Here is a 14,823-nt window from a genome sequence, read left to right on the forward strand (position 1 = left end):
GAGAAATCGACGGACTTGAGTGCGGCTACGAGTAACTCGGTGCGCGTTTCCCACCGTGGAAAGCTGCGATACGGGTCGGAGGCGACATTATATTGCGAGTCCAGTCAGGCAAGAGAGACGGACAATGGATAAGCACTCATTGGGCACACTCAGCCATAAAGGAAAAGACCCTGAAACCACTTCCGGAAGGAAGCTGGAGTGGCAATCAGGGTCGTAGCTCCTATCACTACTTTCGTGCAGAAAACTGCACGAGGACTAAACCGCCTTTTTGGAAGCCCGCTTAAATAGAAAAAGCGTGGAGCCCAAGATGATTAGTGAGAGTAGGAGCCACATTAAGGTGTAAAGCGTCTGCGTTTGCCAGAACGCTGAATTTGGATAAAACTCAACCAAGTATTTTCCGTTTTCGATTGGCTCTGATTCAAGAATATCGCCGGGGACTGGAAGAAGGGCTGGATCTGGGTGTGGTCCTGAAAATTCCCCCTTTTCAACGGGAAGGAGAGGATTAAGCCAAGAAGCTCCTGTCGTTCCTACCAATAAACCTAATGCGAAAGTTACGGCCACAGCGGGAATTGATTTTTTAAAAACTACGCCAGCAATCGAAGCAATAGACACCATTAGTACCGTCACCACAGCTGGGTAGAGGGCATGGCCAGCGATGTACGAGTACGACATCATGTTTTTAACTTGATTCAACCCGTCCGAGCGCAGCTGACTGACTTCCACAATCCCCCATACACAAACTCCAAAGATTAGTGCTGAGATTAGAGGGCTAATAATACGGCAGAAAAACCACTTGGAGGAAGAGAGATCTTGGCTTAAGGACCAGACAACAGATTTCGTCTCAAATTCTTTAGAGAATAAAGCCACTGCCCACACAATTCCGGCAAACATGGGCACAATACCGGCCAGCATTTCAGTCATCCCAAGATAAGGCTTGAAATTGACTTCGTATGCCGCCAGTAACGCCAGTAGCACAAGAATTGCCGCACATGATAGCCAAGCGGGTCGGTCAATTTTGAAGTAGTGTAAAGCTACTTTTAGCATTAGAGGCCTTTCCTAGTCAGATGTTCAAGCACAAATTCTTCAAAGGCGCCATCTTTTTGTGGATCAATTTCTTCTCTCTCTACAGCCGCAAGAAGATCTCCTTCTTCAATTACCCAAAGGTGGGTAAGTATTGCAGATAAATCAGATACGGTATGCGACGATACTAATATCCCAACGCCGTCTTCTTTCGCCGCTTGTTCCAAGAGTTCTCGAACCCAGATTTTAACTACTGGATCTAGATCAGCCATGGGCTCATCGAGAATCATAAATTTTTTATTCCGCGCGAGAGAAATAATCAGCGCAACTTGAGTATGCTGTCCGCCAGATAATTGAGATACTTTGGATTTCCCGGATATTCCGAGTGACTCAATTTTTTCTTTTGCCCACTGATAGTTGAAAGAGTCGTTAATGTCACGGGCTAGTCGAGTATGCTGCTCTACCGTAATACTCGAATAAAGGGGACGACCCTGTGATACGAAGGCAACCGAAGAAGATAGGTCGTCATCTTTCTCTTTTTTATCCGACAGAACGTGAATCTTTCCTTCGGTAGGTATGAGGTGGCCTGTCAGCGCTGACATGATGGTTGATTTTCCGGCCCCATTTCGCCCTACCATTGCCACGATGTCACTGGATCTCAGCTTTGCCGAAAAATTGTTGATGATGACTCTATTCCCACGGACTATTTTTATTCCGTCGGCGACAAGCGAGCTTGTCATTTTCTTCCTTTCTATAAAGCGGTGCAGCCACGAAAATCACCTGCCTAGGTACGTAACAAATGGACATGCGAAAATCTAGCAACAATACATTTAAATCAAGCTTTTCATATTTATTAGCTACACACAGTTCTTTAACGTACGAGTAACCTGCGCAATCCGATTTAGAGAAAGCATTCTCCACACGACGAGATTGATGAATCTAAGTACGGCTACGGGTAGCTCTGTGCGCGTTTTGCCTCGTGAACGACTTTCTAATGGCAGGGGTGGAATCACGCTTCCAGGTCTCGTCAGGTGCGGCTGCTAGCGTTAGTGCTGGTTCACAATCATGCCCCACTACTTGTGGTGTGGGGCGTGGGTGTAGCTGCCCTAACCCAAAGGAGATCAGGCTTTACCATCCCCTTTCGATTAAGCGGAATCATCGCTTAGTTGTCCACCACCATCCATTTCCAATTGCATGCAAATCAATTCAATTCTGTAAGGCACAGCTAACAGGCCCACCAAAGGGATTTACTGGAGATACATATGACATTCAATTCTGAAGGATCGATCGCATTACTCAACTCTGCTAAGAGAAATCGCGCCAGAATGAATGAAATCCACCAAGAGTATCGATCTGAACACAAAGTTCACAGCTTCTTAAAGCGCGACGACAAATCCATTTCACTGTTTCTGCAAGCCACAGCTCCATATCCGTCGGAAATGACAACAGAGTTTTACGGATGGGCTAACGCTCTCCGAGCATCTTTGGACAACCTTTTCTACGAGATCGCAATTTTTGACACGGGGCAGAATCCACCCACCGCTGCGGGTAACCGGCAGTTTCCAATCTTCAGCTCTGAGGAAAGATTCAAGACTGCAAAATGCTTAAAAGGACTTCATCCCTGGTCCGTTAATACGTTGCAAACTTGCCAACCGTTTAATTCTGAGACTGGCAAGTTAGGACACGCTCTCTACTGGCTCAACGAATTGGCTCGCACTAGCCGCCACCGACAGCTCTATGAAGTGCTCCTTGCTATCGAAAAGTTGGAGATCAAAATCCCTGAAGAAGTAGCGATGCATACGTCTAGGGATAAAATTGAGTTGAGCGATCGCGAATTCTCCTTCATCGGTTCGGGCACCCCACTTCGTATTGCCAAAATCAACCTCAATTCTCCACTTTCACCAAGCATTAGCTCTGGGTTCGATGTCGAGTGTGAGATCGCCTACGAAGTACCCGACTGGAAAAGAAACGTCTACCCCAGCTATCGATGGCGACTCTCCGATCGAATGGACTCTTTGGAGGAAATGGTCGACAAACTTATTCAACTGTTTGACAATCACATTGTGAAACGAACCGAATTCACTTCGAAAATTTCTTACATAGACGGTCAGTGGGTTCGCGATCAATCCTAAGTTAGGCAACCGGCAAGTTAACTAGGTTGAACGCCCGAAAAATGATTCTCAAGCGCGTTTACTACTCCCGCCGGATTTTCTTCTGGACTGAAATGGCCAGCATCAGAGATAATTGCATGATTAATTAGCTTCATACCTGATCGGCTAAACCCCTCGACATAATCGATTATGTCTCCAAATTCACTGGCTCCCCGAATATACAGAAGCGGAACCTCACAATCCTCACGCGGCCGAGCGTTCAACTGAGCATTTGTCCACAATTGTCGATACCAATCGAAGCTGCGACTCAGCGCGTCTGATTGAGCATAAACATGAGAATAGTGCGCACGGTGCTCTGAGGAAATCGCCGTTCGATCACTCGAAATACCATCAAAAAAATAATCAAAATACTCTGCTATATGGTCCTTCGTAAGCAGCTCCGGAAGACCAGGAATGGAATGGAATGCAAAGTGCCACAACCACGGATTAGCAATAACCCTATCCCAAGGATCTACTCCGGGAACAACAGTATTTAAGATGGAAACAGTCCTGACCTTTGATGTCATTCGCGCGGTTGCATAGGCAATCATCCCACCAATGTCATGTCCGACAAGGTGAAACTCTCCAAGCCCAAGTTGATCCGCAAACCTCAAAAAATGTTGCGCAAATTTTTCCGTATTTGGTTTTTCCAAAGGTGAGCTTCCGCCTATTCCCGGGAGGTTAATAGCAATACAATCATATTCAGAGGACAGCAGAGCAATAACACTTGTCCACGCAGTCGCATCCTCCGGCCAGCCATGAAGAAAGATTACTGGTACTGCATCTCGAGGGCCGACCCTAAAGTATTCAAACGAATTAGTACCAACGATTAGGGTTTTGAAATCGGGCGTGATAGACATATTTTATGTATATCACAGATGGTGCACCAGAGTGGCGAAATTTTTCCGCGCAGCCCAGCTTTCTACTTACTGCAGTGGCCCGAGTACTTGAACGTAATTGGAAAAAAGCACTCAAAAAATGTGGAATGACTCAAGCAGAGTTTTTGGCGTTAGCCGTGCTTGAACCAAATGAGCAGTTGGACCAAAAAGAAATCTCATTTCGCCTTGGAATCGATCCACGAAATATGGTGGCAACCATAGCCTCTCTCAAAGAGAGGGGACTCATCAACGAAAAAGCAAATCCTTTTGACAAACGGTCCAAACAAATACAGATTTCAAAATCAGGAACAGATCTAATGACAGACCTTGAGCAACGAGTGGCTTCCTTACGAGAAGACCACTTCAAAATGTTGACGACTGAAGAATATCTGCAGCTCCAGCAAATTCTCCAAAAAGTCTATTCGACTTTGATGCCACAAAGCTAACGACTACCAAATCCAACCCGATGGGTTTCCGATACCCAGTCAGCCTCCGTATCTGGGACTCTCCCACTCCATCCCCACAAGTACGATTCTCAGCATGACCCCACAGAAAACCAAAAGAAACCGGAGGTCACGAACCCTTTCGAGTTTGTTACCTCCGGTGTCGCAGTTTGTTCAACTGCTCATGGTGTGATGTTCACGATGGCAGCTCAACACAGCTTTTCAAAAAGCGCCTCCCGAGCTGTGGATATGAAATCTCCCGGGAATTAATTGCGCCCACACCCTCGCCCTTAGTGGCACAAATACGCCCCTAGAATCGCCACCTCACCAGTCGGCGAGAGTGCCTAGCACAAAGAGGGGACATGAAAAATGCCCACCTAGAAAAGGCCAGGTGAGCATTAGAACATGCGTTTTACAACAAATCCCAGGCAATTAAGTCCGGGGCGGGACTTTGGCAAGGGCACGGCCGGTGTCTTCACGCACCATGCGGAGTCGTCGTGTCATGGAGTCTTGACCTGCGGTTTTCCGCTCGAATGACTCTTGGATCGCAAGGTTCGTCGAGGCCACCCATAAGGCGAGCGTGATGTAGAGCATCGGCTCACGCCGAACACCGCGCTTAAAAGAGTCCATCCCGGTGACATGCGGTGATTTCATGATCGAAAAACGCTGCTCAGTAATAGCGCGGGCCGCCTCATAATAAGTGGCGTGCTCCCAGGAGCCGGGGACAAGTCCCCACTGAGCGCGTTTCCACTGCTCAGGGGTGAACGTATGTGTGATACTTGACCGCGCGCAGCACTTATAGTGATCGGCAGACCAGCTCGGTGAAATCTCCGGGGCGTCTTCGGATGCCAGTGTCATCGAAGCCGGTTTGAGTGGGCATCGCACTCGCCCCTGTACTGCAGGGCAGACCAAATCAATTTTCACGGGCCGCTCGGTATCGGCTTCATCCTTACGAGGACGACCACGACCTTGACGCGCACGATAAGGCCTCGAATTCGTCCCCATGATCAACGGGAAAAGGGCTTCGAGCCGAGCATCCTGGCGCTCGAAACCGTCATCTTCGTCGAGCAGTTCCATGGTGCGGCGAACGATCTTCCCGTTGCCTGCAATGTCGCGTGCAGCAGGGCAATAAAACTCGCCCGCGATTTGCAAAGGACCACTAGCAGGTTCATCCCCAGCTGCGGTGTCAGATGCGAAAATTGTTCGCCAATTTTTGGGATAGCGCACCACGGGCGCATAGCCTGTAGCGAGCAATTCGTCGTTGAAAAACCTTTTCGCGTTATAGCCCATGTCAACGGTCAACAACGGCAAACGACCACGTTGAACGCGCTGGTCAAAACCGTTTTCTTGATGAAATCGGATAGCTCGCGCCAATCCCTGCACCGAGCCCGAGCTCGGCTTATCGATGGAAATTCCTGTTATCACAGGCGCGACCGAGTACACGGCCCGTGGTGGTCCGACGCGACATACCGCAGTAATGCCGACGGCAACGCCGCCTTTGGTACTGCGACGATTACCCAGCTCGGAATGCAGTGAATGGTCCTCTCGATCCCTGATGTAGTAAGTACCCGAGTACGCAGCACCACGTCTCTTAGTGTCGCGACTGCCTAGTCCCGTCGACTGGCCCGCCAGATCGATGATGGTTTCGTCAGCGATGATATCGCCGCGATAACCCTTGGGGGCTTGCTCATGAATTGAGCCTGTCACCAGGGCGTTTACAACCTGATGGAGCCTCTCGGACGCAACCTCGGAGGCTTCCTCTTGCTCGATTGAGCGTGCGGCCATCATTCGGCGATGATCGCTATTTTTCACACGACGCGCAGGCGCATCTGGCAGTGAATCAAGAGGCTCAAGTCGTCGCGTCAGCCACATGGCAAAAGCGCGGTACGTTCCTTCACCACAGGAAAGGTCTAGCTCAAGCCGGGCCTGCTGAGCAGGGTCTAGGGTCCATAGGGTGCGCCAGATTTCTGCCATCGAGGGCACACGCCGAATCCCGATCAAGGCTAGACCGATGGTGAGCACGCCCAGCATCGAATACGTTGGGCCGGTGGATTTCCGTCCGCCCACGCCACGGTCCTGGCGAAAATAGAAATCGATCATCTGGTGCGCACCCGATTTTTCAATAACAGCAGCACAGTGCTCAACGTAATCGGGGGAAATCATCACTCTCTGCTCTTGCATTACTACGGTCATTAGAGGTACTCCCCCGCAGACCGCAGCAAAGCTTTTGCTTCGTCTTCCGGTGTATACCGCGGCAGGTCCGCCTCCAGATCATGGAGAACCCTTAGGTCAGCAATGCCTGCCATTTTCATCAGCATCGCAGCCGGCATCCCCGGGTCAGAGGCCAGTTTTACCACCCAACGATTCCGCAGCGCAGCAGCATTAAATCCAGGAAATCCCAGCTCAACGAGCTCTTCCGAGACGTGGCAGATGGCGTTTCGAGGCATGGAATCGCCAACAATAGGAAAAACATATCCGTTACCGACATCGCGTGCCCGCGTCAAAAGCCGGTGACCTCGAACGGGGCACACGACAGGCACCACGCGAGAGACTACACCCCGTTTCCGCACCGCGATCTGGACTGCCGTGTGCTCGGGCAGCTCTAGAGGAGAAATGTCGCTGCCGCGTAGCTGCCGGATCTCCTGGGACGACAGGCCTGCCCCGGTGGTGAGATCCAAAATGGTCAGAAGCTGTGCCCGCAGCACCGGACGCAAGTTCGCAGCGACGGCGTACAGCTCAGCCTCCAGCGAAACACCTGCAGCCGGAACGGCTTTGCGCCGTGGTCCTCGTTGGCGATGTGGCTCAGGAAATTCATGAGGATACAGCGTCCGGCCTGCGGCATAGAGAATCGTACGGTACGTGCGCTGCGACCTGCGACTAAAAACATCGTCACGGAAAAGCCACCGATCGACAGCACGACGTGTCAGCGCTCGTTCTTCGTCAACCTCGCCAAACACGAGTGCTTCATCGTAGAGGTACCGCGCTACAACACGCGTCGCCTTAGCATCAGCGATCTCATCAAGCACACGCGTATGTGCTTGGACAAGCGCTGCTCGGGCGATAGCTTCACTCCGCAGCGGCCCTGCTGGGCGGTGGATGCCCACCTCCCTGAGCCGCAGATAACGATCTGCCTCCGGCAGCGTACGCCGAGTTAGCCTGCGCACCCGCGACGGCGACGCCTGACCAATCACCGAGACAGAAGACACATCCCCGGGCACAAAGTCCCTGGAAGTGGGCTTCTCTAGAACCGATGTTGCTGCTGCAAGAGCCGTAAATCTACCCACGCGTGCTCACCGCCCACATGCTTAAAACGTTGGATGGGGTGGCACAATTGCTAAATATTTTTAGGCATGACAAAATAGACGCATCTCCATTCATGTAACTCCAAGTGAATTGATTGGATTCTTTCGCTCAACGTTTTGGTAGAACGTCGGCGACCACAGGGCGCGATCGTGCAGGATCGGGCCCTGAATTTGTTTTCGGATTTGTCCGATAAGCAGTTTTAGGTCACAGATGCACCCCCTGCACCCTGACTATCATCACCACGGAAAAGCCCTGCTTCGGACAGCCACTGCGTCATCACATGCGACATGGAGCACCCGCGATTCGCTGACTCAGCAGAAAGCTTCGCCACGAATGGCGCAGGCAAACGTAATTCGACGCGCACAATCGCGTCGTCGGGCACTACCCGACGGGCCCTACGGCCAAAATGCGCTGACGGAATTTCCATCAAGCCCTCCTTCACACAGCTACCGACTCGCGACACGGATGTGCCACGAGAACACAGACATAAAGCCTGCGCCAGCCAGAAGAAATCCTGGCCAGTAGTGACAATAAAGTCACTTAATTTCAGTAGCCCTGTGTGGGCTGTGTACTTAGTCGTCCAAGCGTTGCCCGTAATGGGCTTTTATAGATTACCGGCTCCAACCGGTACAAAACAAATCATTCAATTACCTGCGCATTTGTCTGATCTTCCACCACCGATCAACTTCACCCGCGTCACCTTAAGGAAGGTTTGCAATACCGCATGTAGAGTTCTGTGGGCAGAAGTTTCCTCATGTGGCCGACTACCTGGAGGAATCACTCGATGAGCTGCTAGCTTTTACTACTGCACCGAAACCGGTATGGACCAAGATCTGGTCCAATAACCCCACCGAACGGCTCAACCGAGAAATCCGACGTCGCACCGACGTCGTCGGGATCTTCCCACACCGTGAGGCCGTCATCCGGCTGGTCGGGGCCGTCCTTGCGGAACAACACGATGAGTGGATCCAGCAAAACGCTACATGTCGCTGACCAGCCTGACCCAGACCAAGGAGATCATCGCTGCCTACCTCGTCGACGACACACCCACCGACAGCAAGGAAATCGCCGCCTAATAGTTACCCAACCCCGCCCCCGAGACGGCCCCAAGCATCGCTAAGCGCCCCACGCGGGCGCTTTCTTTATACCCTAAGTCAGGTGCGCATATTTACCGATATGGACCCACTTATCCAGAGGGTCTAACCTACGGCAAAACCTTTAGGGCGTATTCGAGGGCTTCCTGGCGAACGCGCCATGCGTATTCAGGCGTGATGTGGTCGCGGCGACGAAGCTTTACGCGAGCAGCAGGCTTATCACCTTTAACCGTGACCTTGCCCTTTGCCTTATTCGTTCGAATGGCCATCGTCGGAGTCACCTCTATCAAGTGCTTTACCCTCATTATATTCCGAATCCCCATCCGAAAGCGAGGGCGGCTTGTCCTCCGTGTTTTCTTTGTGCAGCTCAACGACCGTTTCTCTAAGCGTTTGAGAACTTGACGGATACTCCGCGTTCGGTGAGTTTATCGACCAGGCGGTGGAGGTCGATAAGAGAGCGGGCAAGCCTGTCCATGCTCACCACAATGAGTTGACCGCCGGCGCGCACATAATTAAGCGCCCCATCTAAGCCCGGGCGCTGGGTGGACGAACCACTCACCGTGTCGGTGAAGATGCGGGAGACTTTTTCCTTCTTTAATGCTGCGGTCTGCCGGTCGAGATTCTGGTCTTTGGAGCTGACGCGGGCGTAACCAATTTTTTGCCCCACAACAACCTCTGGTCGTTCTGGGAGGTCTAGAGGTAGTGACGGTTCTGTTTCATTGGTTATGAACCCACCCTAGCGAACAGTAGGTTAAATTACGACGCATGTAATCCCCAAACCGTTCACCTAGGGTGAACCCTATCGTGCGCGGTTTGCCTTGAATTGGGGCTGCAACCGAAGTTGCAACCCATTTAATCAATAAGGGCTGCTACTTTGATGGCAAACCCTTAAATCGCCACAATTTTTTACGCCGCCCTCAATGTAAAATATGCAAGGCGTGGCTCCCGCTTAACGCGAGCGACCACACCTTCCCCCACTGCGAAACGCTTACTTCTCTTCAGTGAGAGCTATCACCGTCGTGCCAGTGATCTGCTCCTGCATTCTTGGTGTTAGTAATCATCTCGGCCTAAGCAGCAGAAGGGGTTTTGTCCGCATCCCCTTTTTGCTACTTATCCCATCATCTCTGTATAAAGCAATTGGGGTACAGAAAATACAGGATATTCAATCAAGCACAAATAGATCCCAGAGGGAACCCTCTGCCATCGCTCGACACATTAACGGCTTCTACTTGACTGGTAAATTCCCTAGGGACTGTCTCTTCGCCCAAAGCTAGGTCATACCATAGCCTAGACATGTTAGACCCTTCACTGGCGGGCTCGTCAACGTCTTTAGCTACACATGAAAGGCTATACAAACCCCATTCATCTTCATCAAATGGGTAAGTGCCGAAGTCTCGCATATCCCTACGGAAATCTTGCATCATGACTTCGCGAATTACTTCATCTCCTCCATGTGTAATTTCGTCAGTTACATAGAGTATCTCTGTGATCTCTCGAGCCTTATCTATCCTTTTTAAATACTGTTTATGAAATCTTTCCAGATCCGACTCTCGAGCGAGGAAATAAGTTGTAAAAAGACAAGTTTCGCCCAACATATTAAATCGGATCACCGTCTACAGTGAAAGCTCCAGAATTCTTATATCTAGTCTGAGTGTCACAGTGTCTCTTATGAACATTTTTTCCGAATTTGTTCGTGTATAAATCCGCATCTTCTTTAGCCTTGTTAGGATCCTTCTTATGATTGCCGTAAACTAACCCTACTATTGGGTTTCCCGGTTCATTCTTCACCACTTGGCACTTCACTGTGTACATGCCAAGTTCATTTTTTTTCACAGCCGAAAAAGCTGGAGCTGGGCTAACGAACAGCAGCGAAAAGGCAACCGGAATAGAAATAATCCACCTGGAGGCTTTAGAAATATTTCTTAGCAAAGTTCTACCCTGTCTATCTTATCAAGTCCACGAACAACCCACTTCACATTTTTCCTACTATGAGGGGCAACCGGTTCGCAAGAAGTATCTTTGGAACCCAAAATAGGAGACGTAACAGAAGTCATAACAACTTTGATTCTCATAGGCGCGTCGCAATTGTTATACACCTGGACAGCAGCCTTTTCCATTTTCGCTTCAACACACGATGGGGCAGTGTTAGCTGAACGGAACATCTGGCTAGAAGAATCTTCTTCCACCACTCCAGCCGCATAACCCTCGGGGATCGAAATGGACTCACCTTCGGATAGCTCCACAACCGAGTAAGCATCCGTTTCCAAACCAGAACTCCCCTCAACCGCCATGGCAGCCGGGGCAGAACAGACAGCCATAGCGGTCGCTACTACAACTAAAGACCTAAAAACACGCATTTATTGCCACCAATCTCGTAACCCTTACTGGAAAGGTCAACCAATAGTACATTCGTCACGATAGCTGAACTTAGTTACCTCCGCCACCATAATTATTTCTCGCCCAGTGCCAACCCTCTATTTCTAATAGAGGGTGAGCGCACTTCCCGGCATTTTTGTTGAGGTCATTCTTCCTTCCCAAAACATTGCCAAGCGAGAATGCGCGCCGGTACGCAGCATGAAGGATCTGCAAGGCTTGTATCCGAGGCACAAAGCACCTAAGAGCCAACTGTCGTGAACTGTAGTCTTCGCGACGCTGCTCTCGTGGAGCATAGTCGCGATGTTGATGCTGAAAGTTACGGCGTCTACGGCGTGCGGGGAGATGTGGCGCGTGCTGGTCCGCCAGTGCATTGGCATTGGCCGCGAGCACACAGCCTGTCTGATGCGCAGCGCTGGCCTGTCCGGAAAGAACAAAAGTAGGGCACCAATCACAACGCGCAAACCCAAGGGCCCGGAACTTCGCCCAGGCTTGGTACATCGTGAGTTTAAGGCTCCTGGCCCTCATCGGCTGTGGGTGACGGATATTGCTTATGTGCGCACCAGGAAAGGGTTCGTGTACACAGCTTTTGTCACTGATGCGTACTCCCCGAGGATCCTCGGGTGGGCGCTGTCGGATTCGATGCGCATCGAAGTCTTGTTGCTGCAGGCGTTGAACCAGGCGATCGTGTGTGCCAAGGAAACAACGGGCTTGATTTATCATTTAGACTACGGCTTGCAATATGTGAGCATCGTCTACAACGAGCGCTTGGCTGAGCACGGTATTACTGCGTCTACCGGCACTGTTGGTGATTCCTATGACAATGCTTTGGCGGAGAATGTCAACGGCTCCTACAAGAACGAACTGATCCATAGGCGCTCGTGGGCCGACGTGGTCGACGTAGAAATCGCGACGTTTGAGTGGGTCAACTGGTGGACCGAATCACGGCTCCACCAGAGCTTGGGCTACCACACCCCGACTCAAGTAGAAGCCGAATTTTGGGAACACCACCCCAGTCAAGAAATAGTGGAAATCAAGCCAAAAGCCTAGGAACAAAATCCAGGGCACTTCATTTTCAAACGCACGTGGGGGCCGATTTCCGAACTGCGAGAATATCAGGCAGTAAAAATCATTCGAGGAAGCACGGCCCCCTGAGCAATACCTGAACTAAAAAATTGTGTATTCCAGGACGCTTACCCACCCTGCTCTCGGTCATGCGAGCTCCTATATCGCAACAATCTCCGCAAGCGTCAACGCCATCCTAAAAATCGTGGCTGTTACTTACATTCACTAGCCCTCGCAGGCGAATTCGACGACGAGTGATCATCCGCTTCAAGTTCAAAAGTCACCACATCGGCGAGGTCATCGTCTCGAAGACCAGGGTAATGCTTGTCTAAAGCTTCGTGAAGCTCTACAAGCGAGCTGAATCCGTCATTGCGCGCATGCGCCTCAGTCAAATCCATTCGCCGCATTGGCACTACTGACTTAACCTGGGCAGATAAGCTAACTATCTCCCCGTTTTCTTTTTCAAAGACCAATAGCGCTGGCCCAGTCTGAAACGGATCATCGATCCTAATAGTCTGTTGCTTCGCCCCACTGCGTATCGCCTTTTCGTAGCCCTCCCACATAAAAATCTTCTGCCTTGCATCAATTTCACGCGGGTCAAAAGCAAAGGGAAGCAACTCCGCAACAGTAACCGCCTCGAGCCCGTTGCTTCCACGAACTACGCATTGAATCGAAGGATCAACGTCATATAAAACCTGTCGACATTTCCCACACGGAGAAATCACTTGACCATTCGGCCCGAAAACAGCCACAACAGCCTCAACCGGATCATCCGGACACACTGCGGCATGGTTAGCCAAAGCGGAAATCTCGCCACACGGCCCACCGAGAAAATGATAGGAATTCAATCCAAAAATCGACTGCCCCGAACGAGTCAATAATCCGGCAGCCACTGTATGGTCTTCGCTATCAGTGCAACGCTGCGCGTAGGCGGTAGTTTCTTTTAACAGCGAACGAACAGATTCAGTGAGCATAAAACCATGTTAACAGCAGATAACACGGAAAAATCCCTTAAACCGCCAAAGTATTCGACGTTAGAGCTGAGGATATACTAAAGCGTCTTGGGTATGGTTCCGGGCATTTCTAGAGAAAAATAGGAAACCATGCCAGGGAACTAACCGACGTTACTACCAGTCATCGACCGACTAACCTTATTCACGGTGTTTTCGGGCGTTGATCAAACTTGATTTCTAACTATTCACAAATTCGCTACGCGCGATTTACACGTCGACCGTAGGATAAGAGTATGCCGCTGACACTCGTTTCCTTATCAACCGACCCAACACCCGACTTGCTTCGAACACGCATCGGACAAGCACTTCGCCAAACGCGGATAGCACAATCCAAGACTCTCCAAGACGTAGCCGATGAAGCAAACCTGTCACGATCCCACCTATCAGATATAGAACGTGGCAGGAAAGAAGCATCCTCAGAAGTCATTCGCAGCATCCACCAATCCTTAAACCTCAGCATCGACGATCTACTCGACCGCGCCTCACACTCGTCGAATCAGGGCCTGTGCCTAGCCGCCTAAACACATCCAAGCACCGATTTACAGTCCGCCTGAGGCCGTAATCATTTGGCCAGTAACCCAGCGCGACTCTGGCCCCGCAAGGAAAGCGGCTACCTTTGCAATATCTTCCGGGCGGCCCAACCTACCCATAGGGGTCATCTGTGCGAGCTGTTGCCTTAGCTCCGGATCCGGATTGACCGCTCGCTGGCCGTCGGTATCTGTTACTCCTGGCCGAATTGCGTTGACCGTAATATCTTTAGCTGCAAGTTCTTTAGCAGCTACTTGCGTCAGTGCTTCCAAAGCAGACTTCCCCGCGCAATACTCAGCGATCCCAGGTTGCGGCAACAAAGTATTCAACGACGAAATATTAATAATGGAACTTCCCTGAGGCATCGAAGGAGCAAGATGCTTAATTAGCAGGAAAGGGGCCGTCGCATTAATAGTGATGGCCTTATTCCATTCGTCTAACTCAGTATCAAGTATGGGCCCGATCTCAGTTCCGGCACTGGCGTTGTTGACAACGACATTAAAAGGACCTTCTTGCGCTAGCTCTTTAACCGTTTCTTCGACAGAATCACTGGCACTTAGATCCGCACGTACAGCACGAACCTGATAGCCCCGGGACGACAAATCAGTGACCGCCTCATCCGCAGCGGCGCGGTTACTATTCCACGTCAGCACAACGTCGTACCCACCTCGTGCAAGGTTTTCTACTATCGCACGTCCAATACCACGCGACCCACCAGTAACTAATGCGACTTTCTTCGTTGATTGTTCCATGCCCTCAATAATCCCCACCCCCACATAAAAAAAGCCACGGATTCCGCTCCTAGCGAAATCCCTCCGAACTCGCGAACCCATAACCCATCGTCACATCAAACATTGCCCTCAAACGGGATGTGCACCCTCCATCCCCGCACGTTCAATCCTCGGCCCTCTAAAACCGGAAAACAAAAGAAACCGGAGGTAAAATACCCTTTCGAG

General features: G+C 50.7%; 14 protein-coding genes and 1 pseudogene. 5 read left to right on the forward strand and 10 right to left on the reverse strand.

Annotation, left to right across the window (positions count from 1 at the left end):
- Nucleotides 1–255: 255 nt before the first annotated feature.
- Both MHY24_RS06235 and MHY24_RS06240 read right to left on the reverse strand, forming a co-directional pair.
- Nucleotides 256–1,044, reverse strand: a complete 789-nt coding sequence (locus MHY24_RS06235; RefSeq protein WP_239228737.1) for an ABC transporter permease — start codon at nt 1,042–1,044, stop codon at nt 256–258.
- Complete coding sequence (locus MHY24_RS06240; protein ID WP_239228738.1) at nt 1,044–1,760, reverse strand: ATP-binding cassette domain-containing protein; 717 nt, start codon at nt 1,758–1,760, stop codon at nt 1,044–1,046. Before MHY24_RS06240 ends, MHY24_RS06235 begins: the two co-directional genes overlap by 1 nt.
- A gap of 522 nt (nt 1,761–2,282) precedes the next feature.
- On the opposite strand from MHY24_RS06240, the gene MHY24_RS06245 reads away from it, so the two are divergent.
- Complete coding sequence (locus tag MHY24_RS06245) at nt 2,283–3,152, forward strand: hypothetical protein (RefSeq protein WP_239228739.1); 870 nt, start codon at nt 2,283–2,285, stop codon at nt 3,150–3,152.
- 17 nt (nt 3,153–3,169) lie between these two features.
- On the opposite strand, the gene MHY24_RS06250 is transcribed toward MHY24_RS06245, so the two are convergent.
- Nucleotides 3,170–4,030: an alpha/beta fold hydrolase gene (locus MHY24_RS06250; protein ID WP_239228740.1), complete on the reverse strand. Its 861-nt coding sequence runs from the start codon at nt 4,028–4,030 to the stop codon at nt 3,170–3,172.
- A gap of 5 nt (nt 4,031–4,035) precedes the next feature.
- Between MHY24_RS06250 and MHY24_RS06255 the strand changes: the two genes are divergently transcribed.
- Nucleotides 4,036–4,494 (forward strand): MarR family winged helix-turn-helix transcriptional regulator, encoded by a 459-nt coding sequence (locus MHY24_RS06255; protein WP_239228741.1) that lies wholly within the window; start codon nt 4,036–4,038, stop codon nt 4,492–4,494.
- Nucleotides 4,495–4,923: 429 nt separating this feature from the next.
- Here MHY24_RS06255 and MHY24_RS06260 read toward each other — a convergent pair whose 3' ends face one another.
- Together MHY24_RS06260 and MHY24_RS06265 are read right to left on the reverse strand one after the other, a co-directional pair.
- Nucleotides 4,924–6,684 carry a hypothetical protein gene (locus MHY24_RS06260; RefSeq protein WP_239228742.1) on the reverse strand — a complete coding sequence of 587 codons (1,761 nt, stop codon included), beginning with the start codon at nt 6,682–6,684 and terminating at the stop codon, nt 4,924–4,926.
- The gene (locus tag MHY24_RS06265; RefSeq protein WP_239228743.1) at nt 6,684–7,517 is read right to left on the reverse strand and encodes a hypothetical protein; all 834 of its coding nucleotides are present in this window, start codon (nt 7,515–7,517) and stop codon (nt 6,684–6,686) included. The genes MHY24_RS06260 and MHY24_RS06265 overlap by 1 nt, the downstream gene beginning before the upstream one ends.
- Before the next feature lie 1,018 nt (nt 7,518–8,535).
- Between MHY24_RS06265 and MHY24_RS06270 the strand changes: the two are divergent.
- Nucleotides 8,536–8,870, forward strand: a pseudogene (locus MHY24_RS06270) (transposase); the annotation flags it as partial.
- Between the two features lie 128 nt (nt 8,871–8,998).
- Here MHY24_RS06270 and MHY24_RS06275 read toward each other — a convergent pair.
- From MHY24_RS06275 to MHY24_RS06285, 3 genes are all read right to left on the reverse strand, one after another.
- On the reverse strand, nt 8,999–9,157 hold the full coding sequence (locus tag MHY24_RS06275) for a hypothetical protein (RefSeq protein WP_239228744.1): 159 nt from the start codon (nt 9,155–9,157) through the stop codon (nt 8,999–9,001).
- Between the two features lie 113 nt (nt 9,158–9,270).
- The gene (locus MHY24_RS06280) at nt 9,271–9,555 is read right to left on the reverse strand and encodes a recombinase family protein (protein ID WP_239228745.1); all 285 of its coding nucleotides are present in this window, start codon (nt 9,553–9,555) and stop codon (nt 9,271–9,273) included.
- A gap of 1,255 nt (nt 9,556–10,810) precedes the next feature.
- On the reverse strand, nt 10,811–11,206 hold the full coding sequence (locus tag MHY24_RS06285) for a hypothetical protein (protein ID WP_239228746.1): 396 nt from the start codon (nt 11,204–11,206) through the stop codon (nt 10,811–10,813).
- A gap of 358 nt (nt 11,207–11,564) precedes the next feature.
- On the opposite strand from MHY24_RS06285, the gene MHY24_RS06290 reads away from it, so the two are divergent.
- Nucleotides 11,565–12,311: an IS3 family transposase gene (locus MHY24_RS06290; protein WP_239228747.1), complete on the forward strand. Its 747-nt coding sequence runs from the start codon at nt 11,565–11,567 to the stop codon at nt 12,309–12,311.
- Nucleotides 12,312–12,538: 227 nt separating this feature from the next.
- On the opposite strand, the gene MHY24_RS06295 is transcribed toward MHY24_RS06290, so the two are convergent.
- Nucleotides 12,539–13,300, reverse strand: coding sequence for an ASCH domain-containing protein (locus MHY24_RS06295; protein WP_239228748.1), 762 nt, complete (start codon nt 13,298–13,300; stop codon nt 12,539–12,541).
- 272 nt (nt 13,301–13,572) lie between these two features.
- On the opposite strand from MHY24_RS06295, the gene MHY24_RS12160 reads away from it, so the two are divergent.
- The gene (locus tag MHY24_RS12160) at nt 13,573–13,860 is read left to right on the forward strand and encodes a helix-turn-helix domain-containing protein (RefSeq protein ID WP_204610597.1); all 288 of its coding nucleotides are present in this window, start codon (nt 13,573–13,575) and stop codon (nt 13,858–13,860) included.
- 18 nt (nt 13,861–13,878) lie between these two features.
- On the opposite strand, the gene MHY24_RS06300 is transcribed toward MHY24_RS12160, so the two are convergent.
- Nucleotides 13,879–14,619, reverse strand: coding sequence for an SDR family NAD(P)-dependent oxidoreductase (locus MHY24_RS06300; RefSeq protein ID WP_239228749.1), 741 nt, complete (start codon nt 14,617–14,619; stop codon nt 13,879–13,881).
- Nucleotides 14,620–14,823: the final 204 nt, after the last annotated feature.

The sequence above is a fragment of the Corynebacterium sp. ACRPQ genome, assembly GCF_022347225.1.
Lineage (GTDB): Bacteria > Actinomycetota > Actinomycetes > Mycobacteriales > Mycobacteriaceae > Corynebacterium > Corynebacterium tuberculostearicum_D.

What these genes read in the sequence shown, in the direction of transcription:
- MHY24_RS06235 (WP_239228737.1), bottom strand. Translation starts at nt 1,044, where the DNA reads ATGCTAAAAGTAGCTTTACACTACTTCAAAATTGACCGACCCGCTTGG.
- MHY24_RS06240 (WP_239228738.1), bottom strand. Translation starts at nt 1,760, where the DNA reads ATGACAAGCTCGCTTGTCGCCGACGGAATAAAAATAGTCCGTGGGAAT.
- MHY24_RS06245 (WP_239228739.1), top strand. Translation starts at nt 2,283, where the DNA reads ATGACATTCAATTCTGAAGGATCGATCGCATTACTCAACTCTGCTAAG.
- MHY24_RS06250 (WP_239228740.1), bottom strand. Translation starts at nt 4,030, where the DNA reads ATGTCTATCACGCCCGATTTCAAAACCCTAATCGTTGGTACTAATTCG.
- MHY24_RS06255 (WP_239228741.1), top strand. Translation starts at nt 4,036, where the DNA reads ATGTATATCACAGATGGTGCACCAGAGTGGCGAAATTTTTCCGCGCAG.
- MHY24_RS06260 (WP_239228742.1), bottom strand. Translation starts at nt 6,684, where the DNA reads ATGACCGTAGTAATGCAAGAGCAGAGAGTGATGATTTCCCCCGATTAC.
- MHY24_RS06275 (WP_239228744.1), bottom strand. Translation starts at nt 9,157, where the DNA reads ATGGCCATTCGAACGAATAAGGCAAAGGGCAAGGTCACGGTTAAAGGT.
- MHY24_RS06285 (WP_239228746.1), bottom strand. Translation starts at nt 11,206, where the DNA reads ATGGCTGTCTGTTCTGCCCCGGCTGCCATGGCGGTTGAGGGGAGTTCT.
- MHY24_RS06290 (WP_239228747.1), top strand. Translation starts at nt 11,565, where the DNA reads ATGTTGATGCTGAAAGTTACGGCGTCTACGGCGTGCGGGGAGATGTGG.
- MHY24_RS06295 (WP_239228748.1), bottom strand. Translation starts at nt 13,300, where the DNA reads ATGCTCACTGAATCTGTTCGTTCGCTGTTAAAAGAAACTACCGCCTAC.
- MHY24_RS12160 (WP_204610597.1), top strand. Translation starts at nt 13,573, where the DNA reads ATGCCGCTGACACTCGTTTCCTTATCAACCGACCCAACACCCGACTTG.
- MHY24_RS06300 (WP_239228749.1), bottom strand. Translation starts at nt 14,619, where the DNA reads ATGGAACAATCAACGAAGAAAGTCGCATTAGTTACTGGTGGGTCGCGT.